Origin of the sequence: Chloroflexus sp. MS-G (genome assembly GCF_000735195.1) — a bacterium.
In the GTDB taxonomy this organism is placed as follows: Bacteria; Chloroflexota; Chloroflexia; order Chloroflexales; family Chloroflexaceae; genus Chloroflexus.
Genome location: NZ_JPIM01000028.1, coordinates 1 through 18571 on the forward strand (window position 1 = coordinate 1; position 18571 = coordinate 18571).

At 53.2% G+C, this 18571-nt stretch carries 17 protein-coding genes; 4 read left to right on the forward strand and 13 right to left on the reverse strand.

Annotated elements, in window-relative coordinates; genetic code table 11:
• The 4 genes from JE47_RS0107080 to JE47_RS0107095 all read left to right on the forward strand — a co-directional run.
• Window positions 1-2369 (forward strand): aminotransferase class III-fold pyridoxal phosphate-dependent enzyme (locus JE47_RS0107080; protein WP_031459085.1); only part of this gene is annotated, 2369 nt, incomplete at its 5' end.
• Window positions 2370-2566: 197 nt separating this feature from the next.
• Window positions 2567-3061, forward strand: coding sequence for a hypothetical protein (locus tag JE47_RS0107085; RefSeq protein ID WP_031459086.1), 495 nt, complete (start codon window positions 2567-2569; stop codon window positions 3059-3061).
• A 309-nt stretch (window positions 3062-3370) separates the two neighbouring features.
• The gene (locus JE47_RS0107090) at window positions 3371-4069 is read left to right on the forward strand and encodes a response regulator transcription factor (protein ID WP_031459087.1); all 699 of its coding nucleotides are present in this window, start codon (window positions 3371-3373) and stop codon (window positions 4067-4069) included.
• Between the two features lie 19 nt (window positions 4070-4088).
• Entirely contained in the window at window positions 4089-5591 is a 1503-nt protein-coding gene (locus JE47_RS0107095) for a sensor histidine kinase (RefSeq protein WP_236631160.1), read from the forward strand.
• A 77-nt stretch (window positions 5592-5668) separates the two neighbouring features.
• On the opposite strand, the gene JE47_RS0107100 is transcribed toward JE47_RS0107095, so the two are convergent.
• The 13 genes from JE47_RS0107100 to JE47_RS0107160 all read right to left on the reverse strand — a co-directional run bounded on the left by JE47_RS0107100 (window position 5669) and on the right by JE47_RS0107160 (window position 18559).
• Window positions 5669-6775 carry a glycosyltransferase family 4 protein gene (locus JE47_RS0107100; RefSeq protein WP_035419149.1) on the reverse strand — a complete coding sequence of 369 codons (1107 nt, stop codon included), beginning with the start codon at window positions 6773-6775 and terminating at the stop codon, window positions 5669-5671.
• Window positions 6776-6791: 16 nt separating this feature from the next.
• Window positions 6792-7406: a serine O-acetyltransferase gene (locus JE47_RS0107105; protein WP_051871090.1), complete on the reverse strand. Its 615-nt coding sequence runs from the start codon at window positions 7404-7406 to the stop codon at window positions 6792-6794.
• Between the two features lie 11 nt (window positions 7407-7417).
• Window positions 7418-8422 carry an exopolysaccharide biosynthesis glycosyltransferase EpsD gene (gene epsD, locus JE47_RS0107110; RefSeq protein ID WP_031459091.1) on the reverse strand — a complete coding sequence of 335 codons (1005 nt, stop codon included), beginning with the start codon at window positions 8420-8422 and terminating at the stop codon, window positions 7418-7420.
• 4 nt (window positions 8423-8426) lie between these two features.
• Window positions 8427-8969, reverse strand: coding sequence for an acyltransferase (locus tag JE47_RS0107115; RefSeq protein ID WP_031459092.1), 543 nt, complete (start codon window positions 8967-8969; stop codon window positions 8427-8429).
• A gap of 346 nt (window positions 8970-9315) precedes the next feature.
• On the reverse strand, window positions 9316-10233 hold the full coding sequence (locus JE47_RS0107120; RefSeq protein WP_031459093.1) for a glycosyltransferase family 2 protein: 918 nt from the start codon (window positions 10231-10233) through the stop codon (window positions 9316-9318).
• 197 nt (window positions 10234-10430) lie between these two features.
• Window positions 10431-11369, reverse strand: coding sequence for a glycosyltransferase family 2 protein (locus tag JE47_RS0107125; RefSeq protein ID WP_031459094.1), 939 nt, complete (start codon window positions 11367-11369; stop codon window positions 10431-10433).
• 18 nt (window positions 11370-11387) lie between these two features.
• Window positions 11388-12332 (reverse strand): glycosyltransferase family 2 protein, encoded by a 945-nt coding sequence (locus JE47_RS0107130; RefSeq protein WP_031459095.1) that lies wholly within the window; start codon window positions 12330-12332, stop codon window positions 11388-11390.
• Between the two features lie 102 nt (window positions 12333-12434).
• Window positions 12435-13148 (reverse strand): polysaccharide deacetylase family protein, encoded by a 714-nt coding sequence (locus tag JE47_RS0107135; protein ID WP_031459096.1) that lies wholly within the window; start codon window positions 13146-13148, stop codon window positions 12435-12437.
• 12 nt (window positions 13149-13160) lie between these two features.
• Entirely contained in the window at window positions 13161-14168 is a 1008-nt protein-coding gene (locus JE47_RS0107140; RefSeq protein ID WP_031459097.1) for a glycosyltransferase family 2 protein, read from the reverse strand.
• A 17-nt stretch (window positions 14169-14185) separates the two neighbouring features.
• Window positions 14186-15343, reverse strand: a complete 1158-nt coding sequence (locus JE47_RS0107145) for a DegT/DnrJ/EryC1/StrS family aminotransferase (RefSeq protein WP_031459098.1) — start codon at window positions 15341-15343, stop codon at window positions 14186-14188.
• Window positions 15340-16353: an SDR family NAD(P)-dependent oxidoreductase gene (locus JE47_RS0107150; RefSeq protein ID WP_031459099.1), complete on the reverse strand. Its 1014-nt coding sequence runs from the start codon at window positions 16351-16353 to the stop codon at window positions 15340-15342. The genes JE47_RS0107145 and JE47_RS0107150 overlap by 4 nt, the downstream gene beginning before the upstream one ends.
• Before the next feature lie 49 nt (window positions 16354-16402).
• Entirely contained in the window at window positions 16403-17518 is a 1116-nt protein-coding gene (locus JE47_RS0107155; protein ID WP_031459100.1) for a DegT/DnrJ/EryC1/StrS family aminotransferase, read from the reverse strand.
• 27 nt (window positions 17519-17545) lie between these two features.
• Window positions 17546-18559: a Gfo/Idh/MocA family protein gene (locus JE47_RS0107160; protein WP_031459101.1), complete on the reverse strand. Its 1014-nt coding sequence runs from the start codon at window positions 18557-18559 to the stop codon at window positions 17546-17548.
• Window positions 18560-18571: the final 12 nt, after the last annotated feature.

Sequence of the window (18571 nt, forward strand, 5' to 3'; positions counted from 1 at the left end):
TTAGTGGTATTCTCGACTTTGGCGATTTATGCGCTGCCCCCCGTATCTGCGAACTTGCTATTGCAGCGGCGTATGCTGTGCTCGATCAGTCTGATCCAATCCGTGCGCTGAGTGAACTTATCACCGGCTACCACGCCGAATGGCCGTTGACTGCGACCGAGATCGATCTGCTCTGGCCGCTGGTACGAACACGACTGGCCGTAAGTGTTATCAATGCGGCGCTAATGAAACAGCAACGACCAGACGATCCCTACGTTACGATCTCGGAAGCTGCGGCCTGGCGTTTATTGACGGCAACGGCTAAGACGGAGGCTGATCTGGTTGCTGCACGACTACGTGCCGCCTGTCATCTACCAATCAGTGATGCAGCAGAGCAAGTATTGGCATGGCTGGAGGCAGAAAGTGGTCATTTTGCCCCAGTGCTGGGCCACGATCTAACTCATGCGCCGCTCGTCTGCCTGGCTGTCGCAGAACGACCACTCCCGCAAGACCCCTTCATGCTGACAAAAGCTGAAGCGAACGCATTGACTGACTCATCACCGGATACCGTTCACATCGGGCGTTACGGCGAACCACGTTTAATCTATACTGATGCAGCCTTTTTTACTGATTACCAGCCACTGGCTGAACGCCGCACCATTCATCTCGGCGTTGACCTCTTCGCACCAGCCGGTACACCGGTTTGTGCACCTTTGCGCGGGGTTGTGGTAGCTATCGAGCATTTCAACACACCGCTCGACTTCGGCGGGATGGTGGTATTGGAACACCAGACACCTCACGGAAATCGTTTTTATACCCTTTACGGGCATCTCGATCCGCTCAGCACTCATCATATCCGGCCAGGCTCAGCAATAGAAGCCGGACAGCTCTTTGCCGCACTGGGCAATAACACAAACAACGGTGGCTGGCAGCCTCACCTTCACTTCCAGCTTATTCTCGATCTGCGCGCCGTAGCCGGAAGCTGGCCTGGCGTAGCTGCACCTGCCGAATGGGAATGGTGGCGGGCAGTCTGTCCAAATCCGGCACCACTCCTCAACTTGCCCGCTGCGTATGTCGCATACCAACCGCTTGACCAAACCAACCTGCTGCGTGAACGACGCCAGCACTTTGCCGGTAATTTGCGTCTTAGCTACACCGAACCTTGCACATTTTTCCGCGGCTGGCGACACTATCTGTTCGACGAGCTGGGTCATACGTACCTTGATGCCTACAACAATGTTCCGCATGTCGGTCATGCCCATCCCCGACTTCAGGCAGTTGTCGCTCAACAGATGCAAATGCTCAACACTAATACGCGCTACCTGCATCCCGCCCAAATCGCGTTCGCTCACGAACTTCTCGCCAAACTCCCACCAGCGTTGAGTGTGTGCTTCTTTGTCAATTCTGGCTCAGAAGCAAACGAACTGGCACTCCGTCTGGCCCGCACCTACACCGGTGCGCGAGATATGATTACAATCGACCACGGCTATCATGGTCATACAACCGGTGCGATTGACATTTCGGCCTACAAATTCAACCATCCCGCCGGTAGTGGTAAACCCGATTGGGTTGAAGTGATAACGGCCCCCGATCCCTACCGTGGCCCTTACGGTGCCGATAGTGAGCGGTACGCTGCCGAGGTTGATCAGGCATTAGCGCGTATCGCTGATCGTGGGCGACGCCTGGCCGGTTTTATCGCCGAAACTTTCCCCAGCGTAGCCGGGCAAATCATTCCACCACCTGGCTACCTGGCGGCAGTGTACCGTCGAGTGCGCGCTGCTGGTGGCGTCTGTATTGCCGACGAAGTGCAGACAGGGTTAGGGCGCTTGGGTCATTACTACTGGGCATTTGAGAGCCAGAACGTGGTACCCGACATTGTTGTATTAGGCAAACCGCTTGGGAACGGCCATCCCATCGGTGCCGTTATTACCACAGCCGAAATCGCCCGTGCTTTTGGTAACGGTCTTGAATTCTTCTCAACATTTGGTGGCAGCACCCTCTCGTGCGTGATTGGACGAGAAGTACTACGAATCGTCGATGAAGAACGATTGATGGCACATGCAGCGCAGATCGGCAGCGAACTGCTGGCCGGTCTCCGCGAACTCCAGCAACGACACCTGATCATCGGTGATGTACGAGGAATGGGCTTGTTTATCGGCGTCGAGCTGGTAACCAACCGCGAAACGCTAACACCAGCTTCGGCTGCGGCAAAGTATGTGAAAGAGCGATTACGCGCCGAACGCATCCTGATCGGTACCGAAGGCCCCTACGATAACGTTCTGAAAATTCGGCCACCATTAACGTTCGACCGTCCGGCACTGACTATCTTGCTCGAACGGCTCGATGCAATTTTGAACGAAACCTTTATTATTCGCTCGGTGTGCCTCTGAACACATCATCCCCCCAATCCGAAATGGGTAGGGGCAGGCGGCACTTCGTCCACACCCCAGGCAACGTCGTGCTCCTACCGATAATACCGATAGCAACCAGCATCGAAAAGTATCCACTATCCCTTCACAATATCTTCACAATTACCAACTATCCTGATAGTGAAGGTAACATCATCATAAACCAGGGAGTACGGACGATGGAACAACAACGAACAAACTGGCCAGCCTGGATAGCGCTTGGCGTCTCACTCATGGCACTGATCGTCGCATTCGGGAGCATGGCAGTAAGCCAGCAGTCGGCATGGCGTATGTGGACAATGCCCGGCTGGTCGAACCCACCACAAGTCGCGCCTCCCGGTTGGGGTGAACGTGGAGGACCAGGTCAGGCTATGCCGCCAGGACGTGGACGCGGTGATCGTGGGCAGGTTGCACCACCGGCATGGCGTGATCATGGTGGATGGATGAACCCCGGTATCAGGGGACACGGCTTTGGTGTGATGGGTGGTCGAGACTGGTTTGGTGGGTTGATAAGGTTTATCGATGGCCTGCTCAAACTGGCAGCATTAGCACTACTCATATGGCTAGGCTTCAAGATTTTCCGTCAGCGCAGGAACCAACCTCCGTCAACCAATCCACCAACAACCCCACAACCACCACTCACACCAGCCGGTCATGATCCACGGGTAGAATAGTGGCAAGTCTTCCATGGTGCCACTGCCCGTTGATCAGCAATCTAACAGGATAACTACCAGGAAGACGACGGTGCTTCGGGGCACGGCATGCCGTGCCCCGAAGATAACGTTAACACAGGTTGTATACACTCTTGCCGGAGGCAGTCGTCGAAAGGACATCATCACTTTCAGTCTTGGCGAGTACGCATCATCTGCCACCTACCCAACCCAATCTACCTTTGGCCGGAGTACAATACTCTTACTCGGATGTGCTGGGTACATCCGGTGAAAGACAAGCGATGAACGCGGTAGCGTAGAAAAGAGTGACCTATGGCGCGTACCATCCTTGTAGTTGATGATGAACCTGGCATTGTCAAGATTGCCCGCGACTACCTCGAACGTGCCGGATTTCAGGTTATTAGTGCTGGCGACGGACCAACTGCCCTTCGTTTAGCCCGGCAGGAACAACCGGCTTTGATCGTGCTCGATCTCATGCTCCCCGGTATGGATGGTCTTGACATCACGCGAATACTGCGCCAGGATACGCTCACTGCACACGTTCCGATCATCATGCTCACAGCCCGCGTTGAAGAGACCGACCGTTTGATCGGGTTAGAGTTGGGCGCCGATGACTACATTACTAAACCATTTAGTCCACGTGAACTGGTGGCTCGCGTCAGAGCCGTGTTACGCCGGAGCGAAGGTGCACTGCAACCGACCAGAATCATCAACACTGGCGAGCTGATCATCGATCTCGAACGCCGCATAGTCAGGCGTGGGCAGGAGACTATTGATCTGACTGCAACTGAATTCGACCTCCTTGCAATCCTGGCCAGTGCACCGGGACGTCCATTCACACGTGCCCAACTCCTCGATCAGCTCTACAATACCAGCTATACCGGTTTTGACCGTACTATTGATGCTCATATTAAAAACTTGCGCCGGAAGATCGAACCTGATCCAGACGCTCCACCGCGCTTCATTTTGACTGTCTACGGCGTAGGATATAAGTTTGCCGATCGCGAATAGGAGCCAGAGTGAGGGAACTATGCCAGCAACGGATGAACGGCCAGGCACCCTTCAGCAAGAGACAACGTTGGTCACTACCAACCAGCGCTCGAAGAAGATGCCACGTATCTTCAATCTTATGCTCACCGCCTTTATCCTGGTCATCATCCTGGGGATCGGTGGCATGGTGCTTGCATTCTGGTTAGTCGTGCGGCAAAGTGATCCGGAACGTCTCCGCTGGATAGAGGCCGAACAGGCTGCTCGTGCCGAAGTGGATCGCCTCGCTGCCTATTACCGGCAAAACGGTTCGTGGCGTCATGTCGAACGACGGCTGGGGCCGTTGCCACAGACATTTGGCGGGATCAAAGGTACAGCATCGCTCCTCGACGAGCGAGGGCGCGTTGTAGCCGGTCGCCGCCGACTGCTTGAACCTCGTGGCGGCAACGAAGCCGTGCGGCGCATTCCCATCGTCGTTGAAGGGCAACACGTTGGTACGCTGGTGATCTCGGTAGTTGACACCGAAGAAGCATTTCCGGTTGGTGCGTTCAATCAACGTCCGCTGGTGTTGGGCATTCTAAGCGCTGGTCTCGGCCTGACGGCCGTCTTATTAGTGTTGGCAACGATCTTTTCCCGGCAGATCAGTGCTCCCCTGCGCCACATCAGCAGCGCCGCCCAGGCTATTGCCGGTGGTGATCACTCGAGTCGTGTTCAACCGGCCAATGTCCGCGAACTGGCAGAACTGGCCGATAGTTTTAACCGCATGGCCGAAGCATTGCAACGCGCCGATCAACAACGTCGCCAACTTACTGCCGATATTGCACACGAGCTGCGTACCCCGCTCTCAATCATTAAAGGTCGCCTGGAAGGAATCCAGGATGGTATCTATGAAGCAGATGCTGAACAGATCGAAGCCCTCTTGAGCGAAGTGGCCCTGCTCGAACGGCTAATCAACGATCTCCATTTACTTGCTCTGGCCGATGCCGGTCAACTTCCGCTGTATCGAGAAGTAGTATCACCGGCTATGCTGGTGAACGAGGCAGTGCGCTCCTTCTCCCCCCTGGCGACTGAGCGTGAAGTACAATTGAGTAGCGTCGTTGAAGATCATCTGCCAGACATCGAAGTCGATCCGCAGCGGATTACACAGGTGTTGGGGAACTTGATCGGCAATGCCCTGCGCCATACTCCGACTGGTGGTGAAGTAGTGGTGAGCGCTCACCGTGATCAAAACGGTATCTGCTTTACAGTCCGTGATACCGGTACCGGCATCGATCCGGCAGATCTTCCGTACATCTTTGAACGATTCTATCGGGTTGACAGAGCGCGCAGTCGAAGCAGCGGTGGAGCTGGTCTGGGCTTAGCCATCGCCCGCCGATTGGTGGAAGCACATGGCGGGCAAATCTGGGCTACCAGTACCCCCGGTCAAGGTACCACGGTAAGCTTTTCGTTACCGGTATCACTGCCGCAATCCAGGCAGTCCATTCTGGAAAACACACCATCTGTAATCCCGACCCCGGAACGGTCTGCCTCCAAAGCGGTACGGTAGGAGGAGGTCTCTCCCTTCGCGGTCACCCTGAATCGGCAGGCAAGCTAGCGCAGCAAACAGATGTACCGGCATGCCGCTCACGATTGCACCTGACGATACGCCGGCTGAGACAAACCGATCTGCTCAACTGTCTGTACCATCAGATCGGCAATAAAGTCTGCATTCTTGATCGCGTCAAAATGACGTTCTGCATGCAACCGCGCTTCCCGCGCCATGTGCCACCTTGTCTCCGGTCGGTCGATCAAGAGTTGCAAGTGTGAGGCCAGCGCCTCCGGATCATTGGGCGGTACCAAAAAACCATTAATCCCATCCTGCACAATATCGGTCAGACCTCCCACCGACGTAGTGATCACCGGTACCCCACAGGCAATGGCTTCAAGTGCAGCGATCCCGAACGCTTCGGCTTGCGTTGGAAAGACAAACACATCGGCCTGCCGGTATAATTCGATCAGGCGCGGTGCATTAGGGGTGAGATCACGATACACATAGACATCGGTTGTCGGCTCGACGGCACTGCGCGTCACAATGTGAACTTCGACCGGTGTTTTCAGTTGCTGTAATGCGGCCAGGAGTGTCGTACCACCTTTACGCACAAAATCGCCGCCAACGAATAGAATACGAAATGGGCCATCGGTGCGCTCATCACGTGGCCGCCATTGCGACAGATTGAGTCCAGGCGGGATGACGCGAATCCGTTCGGGGTTTACATGATACTCGTGAATCAGCGATTCGCGAACCCAATGTGACCAGGGTAGTACCCAAGCTGCCCGCTGAAACAAACGGACATTCAACCGATGTTTGATGGTTGACACAAGACCGGGCCGGTCGGCGTGGTGTTGATAAAACGCCGCCATTGCATCATACTGGCGCGGCGTAATGTCGGTTGCAATCAGATACGGTCGCTGCTGAACAATGTTTCCCGCTAGCACCGCTGGCACCTGTGTATTGAAGAGGGCGACATCATACCTGGCTCGACGAAGGATCGTGCGCACCTGGCATCGTCCGCGCAGTGCCCCCCGTATCCTGGCCGGTAACGGTATCTTCTCAAGCCAGCCACAGGCTTCATATGTAATTGCTGCCCATTCAGGCACAATCTTTGTCTGCTGCGCCAGGCCCCAACGAAGATTCGTCGCGTATGTCTGATGTCCGAGATGCTGTTCGAGGATAAAGAGACCTCGGATCATATCACTATTCCTTAACTTAAGAAGTTCCTTCTATCTGCGACACAGGCTCCTGCATATTACTGTCTGCCGTTTGATGAGCGATGGAGAGTTGCTCAGCGCTTGATTCGGTTCCATCCTTCTTTACTACCCGTGCCGGAATTCCGACCACTGTCGCCCCAGGTGGCACATCACGAGTCACAACGGCATTGGCGCCGATCCGTGCGCGATCACCAACGGTAATTCCTCCTAAAACGCGGGCGCCAGCGCCAATAAAAACTTCATCGCCAATAATGGGAAATTCCCATTCATTACGCATACCAATTGTCACTGCGGCCACAATCGTACAATTGCGACCTATCCGTTGGGGTGCTACCACTGTACCAATTGGATGCGCAATATACAGGCCACCACCAATATCGGCGCCTACCACAATTTCCAGCCCGTAGCGGCGGTAAAGCCGTCGTTGTACATAGCCGGGAATAAAGGGAATGCCGCGCTGCTTACACCACGAGCCAAAACGAAACCAGAGCATTGCCCGTAGCGGCAGGTGACGGAAGAGCAAGCCTAAAATCTGGCGTAAGCTCAACGGCGCCGTGCTGATCTGGCCGGGTACAACCCAACGCCGGGCATCTTGCAAAAAGAGTTCAAGCATGAAAACCTCCCTCAAGTATGAGCCGCCTTCACAGTATGCTCTGGTCGCAGAAAGTGATCTCGTCCACCCAATTCATCGGCCACCCCTTGGTAGTAACGAAGATTGAAGATGGCACTGTAAATCGGTCGGCTACCTCGCTCACCAAGTAAACGATGAGCTACCAGGGCAATCTTAGGCATGAGCACTAGCGCCGCAGCGCTGGCCCGCGGACGGTCAAGTAATGTCCAAACTAACCAGCGGGTCAGACGATTCCGCTGCGCAAACTCACGACGGACAAACCCTATCAGATCAACCTGCTGCTCACGGCCAAAGATAATATCGTTACGCCCGTAAATGTAAGGAGTAGTCAGCCACGAAGCAAAACTACGCTCAGCGTAGTGATAACCGGCAGCCTGCGGTGCGAAGACAAACTCAACACCCAGTTTAGCTAACCGATACGCCAGCTCAATATCTTCCGCACGGCGAAACCGCTCATCAAAACCACCCGCATCCAGGACGAGTTGACGGGCCAATGATGTATTACCGGTATAAAACTGGCGAGCGGTTGCCGGCCAGATACCATCAGTCATAGCCTGATATTGCTTTTCGAGCATTGCCTGCTCCCAGGCTACCCAGGGCGAGAGTTGAGCATCGGGTGGTGTCAACATCGTCCCAAGTACGACCCGGCACGACCGTTCCGCATGCAAACGAAGGTGTTCGCTCACCAGATGAGGTACCGGTACAACATCATCATCAAGAAACAAAATCATTGTGCTCCGTGCCGCCGCTACGCCACGATTACGCGCCGCTGCTGGCCCGGCATTGGGCTGTTGGATAAACGTTAGCTCGAATGGAAACCGAGCTTGCTGAAAATACTCAGCCGTCCCGTCAGTCGAGCCATCGGAGACGACAATCACTTCAAACTGATCCAACGGATACTGTTGTGCCGACAGCGCCGCTAACACCCGCTGCAAGCGGGGCAGGCGGTTATACGTTGGGATGACAATGCTGACAGACAAAGATCGCTTATCACTCATACGCTTACAATGGCTTAATGACCCGTGCCGGTACCCCGGCAGCCAGGGTACGCGGCGGAATACTCTTGGTTACTACACTTCCGGCTCCAACTACACTGCCACTGCCAATGGTAACGCCACTCAGAACGGTCACCCGCCCACCTAGCCAGACATTCTCTTCTAGGACTATCGGTGCTGATGGTGGTCGTTCCTGACGCCGCTCCGGTTCAAGACGATGAAAATCGTTATCCATAATCATGACATAGGTACCGATATTACAACGTGGGCCGATTTGTACCAGCTCGGTTGCAGCAATGGAACAACCATAGTTGATGAACGTTCCCGGCCCAATCTCCAGCCGAGCGCCATGCCCGACCGCCAACTCAAGCGGGACAATCGTCGAAACGAGCCGTACCCGCTCACCGATAATCAACCGACCATCATTATGAACGACGGGACGCCCCCACAAACGGACTCGCGGCCCTAATTCAGCACTACGCAAATACCAGCGTGCCCGTAACACGGCCAGAATGTCACTCACAACATTAGTTAGCGATCGTGACGACATGACCGATCCCCTCTATCATTATTCCACATGCACATTACCCGTGCGATATGAACGAATGCTAAATAAAACAATCTCACCGGCTGACAGTTTCGTTGTACGTTTCTTTGCAAATGATGGTCTGGCAATACGAATATCCGTCCTGCATCCTGACAGGAGCGAGTGGACGGCGAGAAGCAATCCCACACCATGATAGAGGCGCAACGGCTCTGTGCCCCAGCATTGTGTGGAACGATCATTACTCATGCCCTGGCAGAGCGGTTTGAACCCTACCCCACTCGTGCGGTAACAGGCATAGAGGGGGAGAAACCTATTCCCATACGAAAAGAGAACCGTCGCAACGAGAGGCCTAAGACCTACTTTCAATTCTGTACTTCAGCGACTTCCGATCTATCGGATGGACTAATCCCCGTAGCACCCCGCGCGTAAACGCGACAAATCGTCCCAATCCGTGAGGGCGTTTCAATTTCAAGAGCGGCAGGAGCGGTTCGAGTAAAACGAATCGCAACTCGTACCAGATCAAAATCCCAGCCTGATAGTAGCCAACCTTCAACGGCTTGACAAACGTTGCACCCAATCCCTCCCAATTGCGAGCTGTCAAATGACGGCCTTCTTCCCAAGTGCGAAAACCGTAATGGATCACATACGTCGCCGGTGTTCCTACGACAGAACCACCGAACAAAATAGCCCGTATCGCGATGTCAACATCTGCCGCCGACTTAAAGCGAGCACCAGGGCCTAGCGCTTCATCAAATCCACCTATGGCCAGTGCCTGGTCGCGACGAACAGCCATCCCGGCCCCTATCCCACGCAAATACCACTTATCTTGCAATGTATGAACGACCAGACGCTGAGAACACTGAAACTCTGGCACAAACCCAGCATCGGGATCATGGGGAGCTGGCAAGACATTGCAATAGAGTACCATAACCTGTGGCTCAGCCTGCAATTCTTGCTCAATCGTGTGCAACCAATCGGGGGGTACCACGCAATCATCGTCGGTTATCGCAACAATTGGCGATCGCGCCATGCGCAATCCGAGATTGTGACCACGCGCCCATCCGTTAAACCGAACAGGAATGTAGCGGAAACGTCGATCCTGTGCAAACCGTTGTAACGCACATCCAGTGGCCGTATCCCTACTCTGATCAATGACTATCAGTTCAAAAGCCGGATGATCATTAGCAAGAATGCTTTCGACCGCACTGATGATTTGTGTTCCACGATCGCTCGTGCAAATAACAACGCTGATAGTTGGTGGTTTCATAAGTACCTGAAAAATATACTTACTCACTCCTATGCTCTCTAATCGGAAACCGTGGTTTCTGCTCCGTGATGATGACCACTCTAGAAACCTGTATACCACCTGTCTATACACGAGAGACCCATCTGTACTGTATTGCACAGTTCAACAATTTTGCGCTCTGCGATCAACCTGTATCAACCCAATCCACCGTCCTTAGATCATGGATAACTACAGTCGCTTGAGGTAAAGGCCAGAGAAAGTGCCATCTGCTGTAATCGGCTACCACTGACAAATCCCCCATTGGGTGGCAAACAAAAACCATCCCATAAACCTCGTAACCGCTGTCTGGAATAGAGCCACTCACGCCGATCCCCGCCTAACACTGCTATTAGTGCACGTACTATATGCCTGAATTCGCGAGCTAGAAACCATACCCCCGCGAAGAGATCGCCACGTCGCGTAAAGCGACCAAAATTACCGCCATTCCCATACTGATAACGCGCAAAGAGAGCTTCCGCTTTATCGCGTGGTCGAAAGCCGTGGGTATGAATAACCTCAATATGCGGACAAATCTTATAACGGGCACCGCTGCGCACAATCCGCCAGCATAGATCGGTATCATCAGAGGCTCGTAACCGGCTACCGGGCCCGCAAAATTCATCATAGCCGCCAACACGGTCAAACAGACGCCGACGCATACTGAAATTTGCGCCTGAAGCATGCAGGGAAAAGTGCCATCGTGACAATCCAGGCCAGGCATAAAGTGTATACCCTTGCGCAGAATCGCATGGCGAAGCTGTCAACCGTCCGGCAATGAAATCAAGTTCAGGATCGGCGCTAAACTCAGCAACAATTTGTTCTAACCAGTTCGGCGTAACTTCAACGTCATCATCAATCAACGCGACAATCGCGCCATGACCGGCTGCAATTTCAAGATTGCGTGAGCTAGCCGCCCCAAAGCCCGAACGCCGATTGGAGAGATAATGAAAGCGAGGGTCGCTGCGAAATGATTCCAGAAGCACAGCACCTGAATCATCAGAGCTTTGATCAACCACAAAGAGTTCAAATGGTTGATACGTACTCCGAAAAACACTTTGCACCGCACTGTACAATGGCTGTGGACGCTGTTTGGTGGGAATAATGATCGACACTAGCATGTATCTCATCCTTAACAGTTACAATGACCGCTCTATCACCATAGGATGGATCGCCACCCCCTGATAAACCATGTATTCACGATCCATCGGATGAGCCAGACCACGTAAACTGCCGCGAAGAAATGCTATGAACCGTCCTAAGCCACGGGGTCGCCGTAATCGGAGCAATGGCAACAATGGTTCAAGCAGGGCTGGCACCAGTAATTCGTACAAAAACACAATGCCAGCCCGCCAGTGACCAGCGCGTAACGGCTTAATGTAAGCTGCTCCTAAACCTTCCCAATCGCGTGCAGCCAGCTCACGTGCTTCACGCCAGGTACGAAAACCATCGTGAATAACATACGTGGCTGGTGTCTCGATCACACTCCACCCATAAGCAATCGCACGTACCGCAATGTCGGCATCCTCTGCCGATGGAAAACGTCCACCAGCCCCCAACGCTTCATCGAATCCACCCAGTGCTAACACCAATTCACGCCGAACCGCCATACCGGCCCCAATTCCACGAGCTCGACATTTGCCACTGAACGTTTTGACAACCACTTTTTGGCGACGTTGATAGCCTGGGATAAAGCCGGCATTGGCATCGTGCGGTCCTTCCAGTACGTTGCAGAAAAGAACGGCAGCCTGAGGTTCACGGTGCAGCTCATCTTCGATAATCCGTAACCAATCGGTCGGCACCCGGCAATCATCATCAGTGAAGGCTACTAGAGGTGCATGGGCCAGTCGCAACCCAATGTTTCGCGCAATACCCAAACCCTTCGTGTGGGTAGCAATGTAACGCAAACGCCGATCATGCTTAAACTGCTGCAATGCGGTGGCTGTTACGGTATCCGTGCTTTGATCAATGACAATGAGTTCAAACGCAGGATGATCGTTCGCTAGAACACTTGCGACTGCTGCACAGATGCTTTTACCACGATTACGGGTACAGATTACAGCGCTAATGGTTGGCCTACACATCTCCTGGCCCCTATCATACACCTATCTTCACCAACCTGATGGCGCTCCGGCTTGCAGATCTTCATACAGATATGACATTCCACCACAGCTAACAGACACATGTCATACGTGATATGCTGGTACGCCTAACAACTCTGGCACTGTCACAATCTCATAACCCTTATCAAGCAACCATGGTGTCAATAAACGTACTGCTCGTGCTGTCTCAGTCTTTTCCCACCGAAATTGGTTAGAAACCGAGTCATGCATCAAAATAATCGAACCGGGTCTGATCAATGGCTTGATTTGGGCAACCAACTGTTCAGCCGGCACCTCTGGCACTTTCCAATCATCAGGATAAATATCCCACCCAATCACTGTATATCCGCGCTGCTGCAGACGCCACCCTTCCCATGGCGTTAACCAGCCCCATGGTGGCCGATAGAGACGCGGTCGCCGACCAATCACCTGCTTGATAGCGGTGGTTGCTTCATCGATGTGGTCACCGCCCCACGGCATCAAGCCAGCTTTACGGCTATGCATCATTGAGTGGTTGCCGATAACGTGTCCCTCAGCAAATGCCCGCTGCACCACATCGGGATGCCACTGCACACTCAACCCAACGCAGAAAAATGTCGCTTTAATGCCGAGTTCACCCAGGGTATCGAGTAACAATTCGGTACAAGGCTTACTCGGCCCATCATCGAAGGTAAAGGCTACTGCCCGTCGCGTGCGTGGCCCATGATTGTGGTAGTAACCAAACCCACCGTATGGTGGACTGAGGAACAGATTGCCGAGCTGATCGATAGTACGGGTAACAGTGGCACGCAAATTCATAATGCTCCTCACTCAGGCTGACACCACTGGACGCCCGGAGGACGTTGACGCTGCACGACGGAATAAACGATCATACAGCCTGGCACCCAACAACGCCCGCAGCGCAATGGCCAGCGTTCCTTTCTGGAATAGGGTCTCCCACGGACTTACTTGCAGGCCGACTTTGTAAAACTGCCAGCCTAACCTGACATTCCCGCTGAAGACTGCATCGGCTGCAAATGAGATCAGTGCCCGCTGACGTGCTTTGCGGTACAGCCATTGTTGTTTGCGTCGTTCGGTCTCCGGCATCAGGCCAAACGTCCAGTCAAAAATGTTAAATAGTTCAATAATCGCGTTGCGTAACGCTGTTGGGTCCTTCGACATACTCGATGGATGGCGACGATATGCGTAGAGCATCTCATCGATATAGGCAATGTCGCCAAAATGACACAATCCCAGCCACATCTGTGCATCAAGTGACCAGCGTAACTTCGGATCGTAGCCACCAATCGCCTGATACGCACTCTTCCGGATCATCGTGCCACTGTGTTGTGGATACCCTTTTAGCAGGAAATCGGCAAAGACTGATCGCCCATCACGCACGTAACTAGCGGGCGCCGCTCGACTCACAAAACTAAGTGTTTGCTCATCGGCATAAAGCCCGTAAGCACTAAACGCCATCACCACCTGTGGGTGGCGTTCGAGAATTTCGATCTGCCGAGCAAAGGCGTGTGGTGAAACCACCCAGTCATCGGCAGAAATCACACTGAGATACTTCCCGCGTGATAATTGCATGCCTTCAATCAACGAGGCAACGAATCCTTGATTCTGTGCATGGTCAACGAATCGTATTCGTGGATCACGCAAATATGGCTTGATGACCGCTAATGAGTTATCGGTCGAACGATCATTGATCAGAATAACCTCAAAGTCGGTAAAGCTCTGCTGCAAGATTGAATCGAGGCAATGGCTCAGAAAATGAGCATAATTGTAATTCAGAACGGTAACTGATAACAATGGCGAATCATTACTGGCAGTCATTGCCAACTCCTTGATAATCAAGATGCACAGGCTGCTGCCAGGGTTGCAACAACATACTCTTGCTCGTCAGGTGTCATCTGCGGGTAGAATGGGAGCAAGATGCTACGATCCTGTGCATATTCCGATTTTGGTAGATGGTATCCCTCCTGACGCCAATACGGTTTTTCGCGATGAGCACACATGATCCCGCGCCGGGTGGCAACACCGTGATCGAGCATGTATTGCATGACCGCACGCTGGTCACACCATTCCGGCAAGTAGATCGGATAGCTTTGCCAGTTCGTGCGGGCATATGGCGGCTCTACCGGTACCTCTATTCCTGGGATTGCACTCAACATCTGCGCATATCGTTCGGCTAACCGGCGACGCGCTACAATGATTTCGGGCAAACGCCGCAACTGCTCGCGCCCAACAGCCGCCTGAATGTCGGTCATACGGTAGTTATAGCCTATCACGTTGTATTCCTCGAAAATCACTTGATTGGCTAAATGGCGCACGCGATCATTAACGCTCATTCCGTGTTGACGCAACAAGCGGAACTGCTCGGCATACATCGGGTTGTTCGTCGTTAGCATGCCACCATCGCCAGTACTGAGCACCTTGCGCGGATGGAATGAGAAGCACGCAATCACACCGTGCGGCTTTCCAATCCGTTCCCAGCGCCCATGGAATAATATCTCGCTGCCAATCGCGCATGCCGCATCTTCGATAACCGGCAGATGGTAAGCATCAGCAATAGCCAGGATCCGCTCGAGATCTGCTGGCATCCCCATCTGATGAACCGTTAAAATTGCTTTTGTCTTTGGGGTAATAGCCGCCTCAATCAGGGTCGGATCCATGTTGTGTGTCATCGGATCAATATCGACGAAAACCGGCACGGCCCCACAGTAGCGTACACTGTTCGCCGTCGCAATATAGGAATGACTGACCGTGATCACTTCATCGCCTGGGCCAACACCTACCACCAGCAAAGCCAGATGTAATGCCGTCGTGCAGTTTGATACAGCTACAGCATATTCAGCACCGGTATAGGCAGCAAACTCTTGCTCGAAGGAAGCAACCTCCGGCCCCTGTGTAATCCATCCCGACAGAATAACACGTTGGGCTGCTTCAGCCTCAGGCGCTCCCATTACCGGTCTGGTGAGGGGAATATGCCGTTTTGCTGTTGTTGTCATAGACTAACCTTCTCCTCTTTTTTCCAGTTGTAGACCCGCTCTTCGGCCAGCAAATCCTCAATCGCAACTCCGCATCCCAGATACCATTCATGTAAACGCTGTAGGCCTTCGTGAAGCGAGACAGTTGGTACAAAACCCAATACGTGCTGAGCTCGGGTGCTGTCGGCGTAGAGCCGCAAAACATCGCCCGGACGTGGGGCATCATGCGTAATTGGTGCATTGGGCCGACCAACAACCGCTGCAATGGTGCGTGCCAGTTCATTGATCGAAATTTCGCGCCCTTGCCCAAGATTAAACGTACCGCCGACCGCAGCATCTACCATGCCAGCCAGGATGATACCTCGCGCTGTATCACTCACATACGTGAAATCGCGGGTCTGCGAGCCATCGCCGAAGATCACCATCGGCTTACCAGCCATCGCCCGTAACATAAACTTGGGAATGACTTCACCACTATCGCCCTCGTGGTGACTCCGTGGCCCAAAGCTGTTAAACGGACGTACTACTACTGTGGGGTAGCGGTAACTTTCCCAGAAGGCACGAGTATAGCACTCACCGGCCAGTTTTCCACCACCGTACACGGTCATCGGGTAGGTCGGGTGCTCTTCCGTCATAGGAACCCATCGGGCAGTACCGTACACTTCCGAACTCGACACATAGACAAAACGCGGTACATCGGCACGTCGAGCCAGATCAAGCAAGATCAGCGTACCGGTTGCATTCACCTCGTGGTTCTCGAACGGATTGTGAAGGCTGTGTCTGACACCCAGACAGGCCAGATGGTAGACAATCTCAACACCAGGCAACAAGCGAGCCATGACGTCACGATCACGAATATCAGCCTCTACCAGCTCAACATCGGCCCCGGCCAGATGGGCCAGATTCGCCCGTTTCCCGTTGACCAGATTATCAACCACAATAACTCGATGACCGGCAGTAGCCAGTTGTGTTACCAGCTCACTACCGATGAAACCTGCACCGCCGGTTACTAAAATCCGTTTTGCTGTCATTGTTTTTATCCTGGAACATCAATCTCACGAAATACGGTCCGAAAGATTATCAGCTCTTTGCTGCGACGTGCGCCATCCAACCCTGTAATGCTTGGGCCACAACCTGCTGTTGTTCAACAGTCAACTCAGGAAACATGGGCAATGAAAGCACCTCTGCTGCTGCCGCTTCGGCCTGTGGAAAATCGCCAGGCCGATAGCCCAATTCAGCGAATGCCTTCTGGAGATGAACCGGGATCGGGTAATGAATACCGGTACTTATCCCATGATCGTTCAAATAGGCCTGGAGTGAATCACGTTGCCGATCGCGAATCGCATAAATATGGTAGACATGACGACGCTCAGGAAGAGCGACCGGTGTACGAATACCCATCGGCGCCAGCATTGCATCGTAGCGCGCCGCTGCCGCCCGCCGCAGCTCAGTCCAGTGTTCGATATAGTTCATCTTTACCCGTAGAATTGCCCCCTGTACTCCCTCCATCCGGTAGTTAAACCCTTTCAGATCGTGATGATAGCGTCGCTCGGCGCCCCAATCACGCAACATTCGGATGGTACGGGCCAGTTCAGGATTGTTGGTGGTCACTGCCCCACCTTCGCCATACGCACCCAGATTTTTGCCAGGATAAAAACTAAAGCAGCCTACATCACCGATGCTACCGACACGTCGTCCCTTGTATTCAGCACCGTGCGCCTGAGCTGCATCTTCGATTACAGCCAGCCCATATTTGCGAGCAATGGCCATAATTGGATCCATGTCAGCAGGCTGACCATACAGATGTACCGGAATAATCGCTTTGGTGCGCGGTGTGATCACCGCTTCGATCTGTTTCGGGTCAATGGTAAAGCTCACTGGATCAATATCGACAAAGACCGGACGGGCGCCAGTGTAATCTATGGCCGAGACGGTTGCAATGAAGGTATGAGGGGTGGTGATTACTTCATCGCCACGACCTACGCCGACAGCCAATAACGCAAGATGAAGAGCACTAGTGCCTGAGTTGACGCCTATCGCGTACTGACACTGGGTATACACAGCAAACAACGCTTCAAACGCCGCAACCTCTTTCCCCAACACAAATTGGGTACTGGCAAGGGTGTCAAGAACTGCCCGATCTATCTCTTCTTTGATGGAAAGATACTGGGCCTTCAAATCAACAAACGGGATCATGTGATACTCCCTTACATGCCTTGGTTGTTACCACGACAACGTAACAGGCTGTCCACGATTGACCATTGATTGCGTAGCAGCTTCAAGAATGCGGATAACGCGCAAACCGGCGTAACCATCAGATAGCGGACGCCGACCAGTTCGTACACAATCAACGAAATGCTCGGCTTCGATTCGTAATGCCTCGACATTGTCGAGCCGTGGCGCCCACATATCACCGGTTCGGTAGCCAACATGGCGCTGATATACCGCATCTTCACTCTCACTGACAATAATGCCTTTGTCGTAGACTTTAACCTTCTCGCTCATTTCAATATCATCATAAACGATCATCTTTTCCGAACCGCCGATCAGTGTCTGACGAATCTTGACCGGCGCCATCCAGTTCACATGAAAATGAGCTATCAGGTTATCGGGGAAATAACACGTCAAATATGCCATGTTTTCCGGTTTTCCTGGTACATGCGCCATCCCAGTCGCAGCGACTACGGTCGGGCTCGACTGGACCAGATAATCCATAATCGACAAATCATGCACCGCCAGATCCCAGAGCACATTCACATCATTCTGGAACAACCCGAGATTGACGCGCACTGAATCGTAGTAGTAGAGGGTGCCGAGTGTACCGTTATCCACCAGTTCTTTAATCTTACGCACCGCACTAGTGTAGATGAACGTATGATCAACCATCAGCGTTAATTGGCGTCGTTCAGCCTCTTCAACTAATCGCTCAGCCTGAGCGACGGTAGCGGTAAATGGTTTCTCAACCAGCACATGCTTACCGGCCTGCAATGCCATCAGTGCCAACTCAAAATGTGACGAGACCGGTGTTGCTACGGCTACCGCATCTACCTTCGGATTGCGGAGCATCTCGCTGACATCAGCGTAGGTGTTTACCGACGGATACACCTGTTCGACCAGTGCCCGTCGTTCAGCGCGCTGATCACAGACAGCCACTACCCGTGCGCCAGTGACCTGAGCGAAATTACGGACAAGATTGGGGCCCCAATAGCCATATCCAATGACGCCAATTCCGACCATGATGACACCTGC

What these genes read in the sequence shown, in the direction of transcription:
- JE47_RS0107085 (WP_031459086.1), top strand. Translation starts at nt 2,567, where the DNA reads ATGGAACAACAACGAACAAACTGGCCAGCCTGGATAGCGCTTGGCGTC.
- JE47_RS0107090 (WP_031459087.1), top strand. Translation starts at nt 3,371, where the DNA reads ATGGCGCGTACCATCCTTGTAGTTGATGATGAACCTGGCATTGTCAAG.
- JE47_RS0107095 (WP_236631160.1), top strand. Translation starts at nt 4,089, where the DNA reads ATGCCAGCAACGGATGAACGGCCAGGCACCCTTCAGCAAGAGACAACG.
- JE47_RS0107100 (WP_035419149.1), bottom strand. Translation starts at nt 6,775, where the DNA reads ATGATCCGAGGTCTCTTTATCCTCGAACAGCATCTCGGACATCAGACA.
- JE47_RS0107105 (WP_051871090.1), bottom strand. Translation starts at nt 7,406, where the DNA reads ATGCTTGAACTCTTTTTGCAAGATGCCCGGCGTTGGGTTGTACCCGGC.
- epsD (WP_031459091.1), bottom strand. Translation starts at nt 8,422, where the DNA reads ATGAGTGATAAGCGATCTTTGTCTGTCAGCATTGTCATCCCAACGTAT.
- JE47_RS0107115 (WP_031459092.1), bottom strand. Translation starts at nt 8,969, where the DNA reads ATGTCGTCACGATCGCTAACTAATGTTGTGAGTGACATTCTGGCCGTG.
- JE47_RS0107120 (WP_031459093.1), bottom strand. Translation starts at nt 10,233, where the DNA reads ATGAAACCACCAACTATCAGCGTTGTTATTTGCACGAGCGATCGTGGA.
- JE47_RS0107125 (WP_031459094.1), bottom strand. Translation starts at nt 11,369, where the DNA reads ATGCTAGTGTCGATCATTATTCCCACCAAACAGCGTCCACAGCCATTG.
- JE47_RS0107130 (WP_031459095.1), bottom strand. Translation starts at nt 12,332, where the DNA reads ATGTGTAGGCCAACCATTAGCGCTGTAATCTGTACCCGTAATCGTGGT.
- JE47_RS0107135 (WP_031459096.1), bottom strand. Translation starts at nt 13,148, where the DNA reads ATGAATTTGCGTGCCACTGTTACCCGTACTATCGATCAGCTCGGCAAT.
- JE47_RS0107140 (WP_031459097.1), bottom strand. Translation starts at nt 14,168, where the DNA reads ATGACTGCCAGTAATGATTCGCCATTGTTATCAGTTACCGTTCTGAAT.
- JE47_RS0107145 (WP_031459098.1), bottom strand. Translation starts at nt 15,343, where the DNA reads ATGACAACAACAGCAAAACGGCATATTCCCCTCACCAGACCGGTAATG.
- JE47_RS0107150 (WP_031459099.1), bottom strand. Translation starts at nt 16,353, where the DNA reads ATGACAGCAAAACGGATTTTAGTAACCGGCGGTGCAGGTTTCATCGGT.
- JE47_RS0107155 (WP_031459100.1), bottom strand. Translation starts at nt 17,518, where the DNA reads ATGATCCCGTTTGTTGATTTGAAGGCCCAGTATCTTTCCATCAAAGAA.
- JE47_RS0107160 (WP_031459101.1), bottom strand. Translation starts at nt 18,559, where the DNA reads ATGGTCGGAATTGGCGTCATTGGATATGGCTATTGGGGCCCCAATCTT.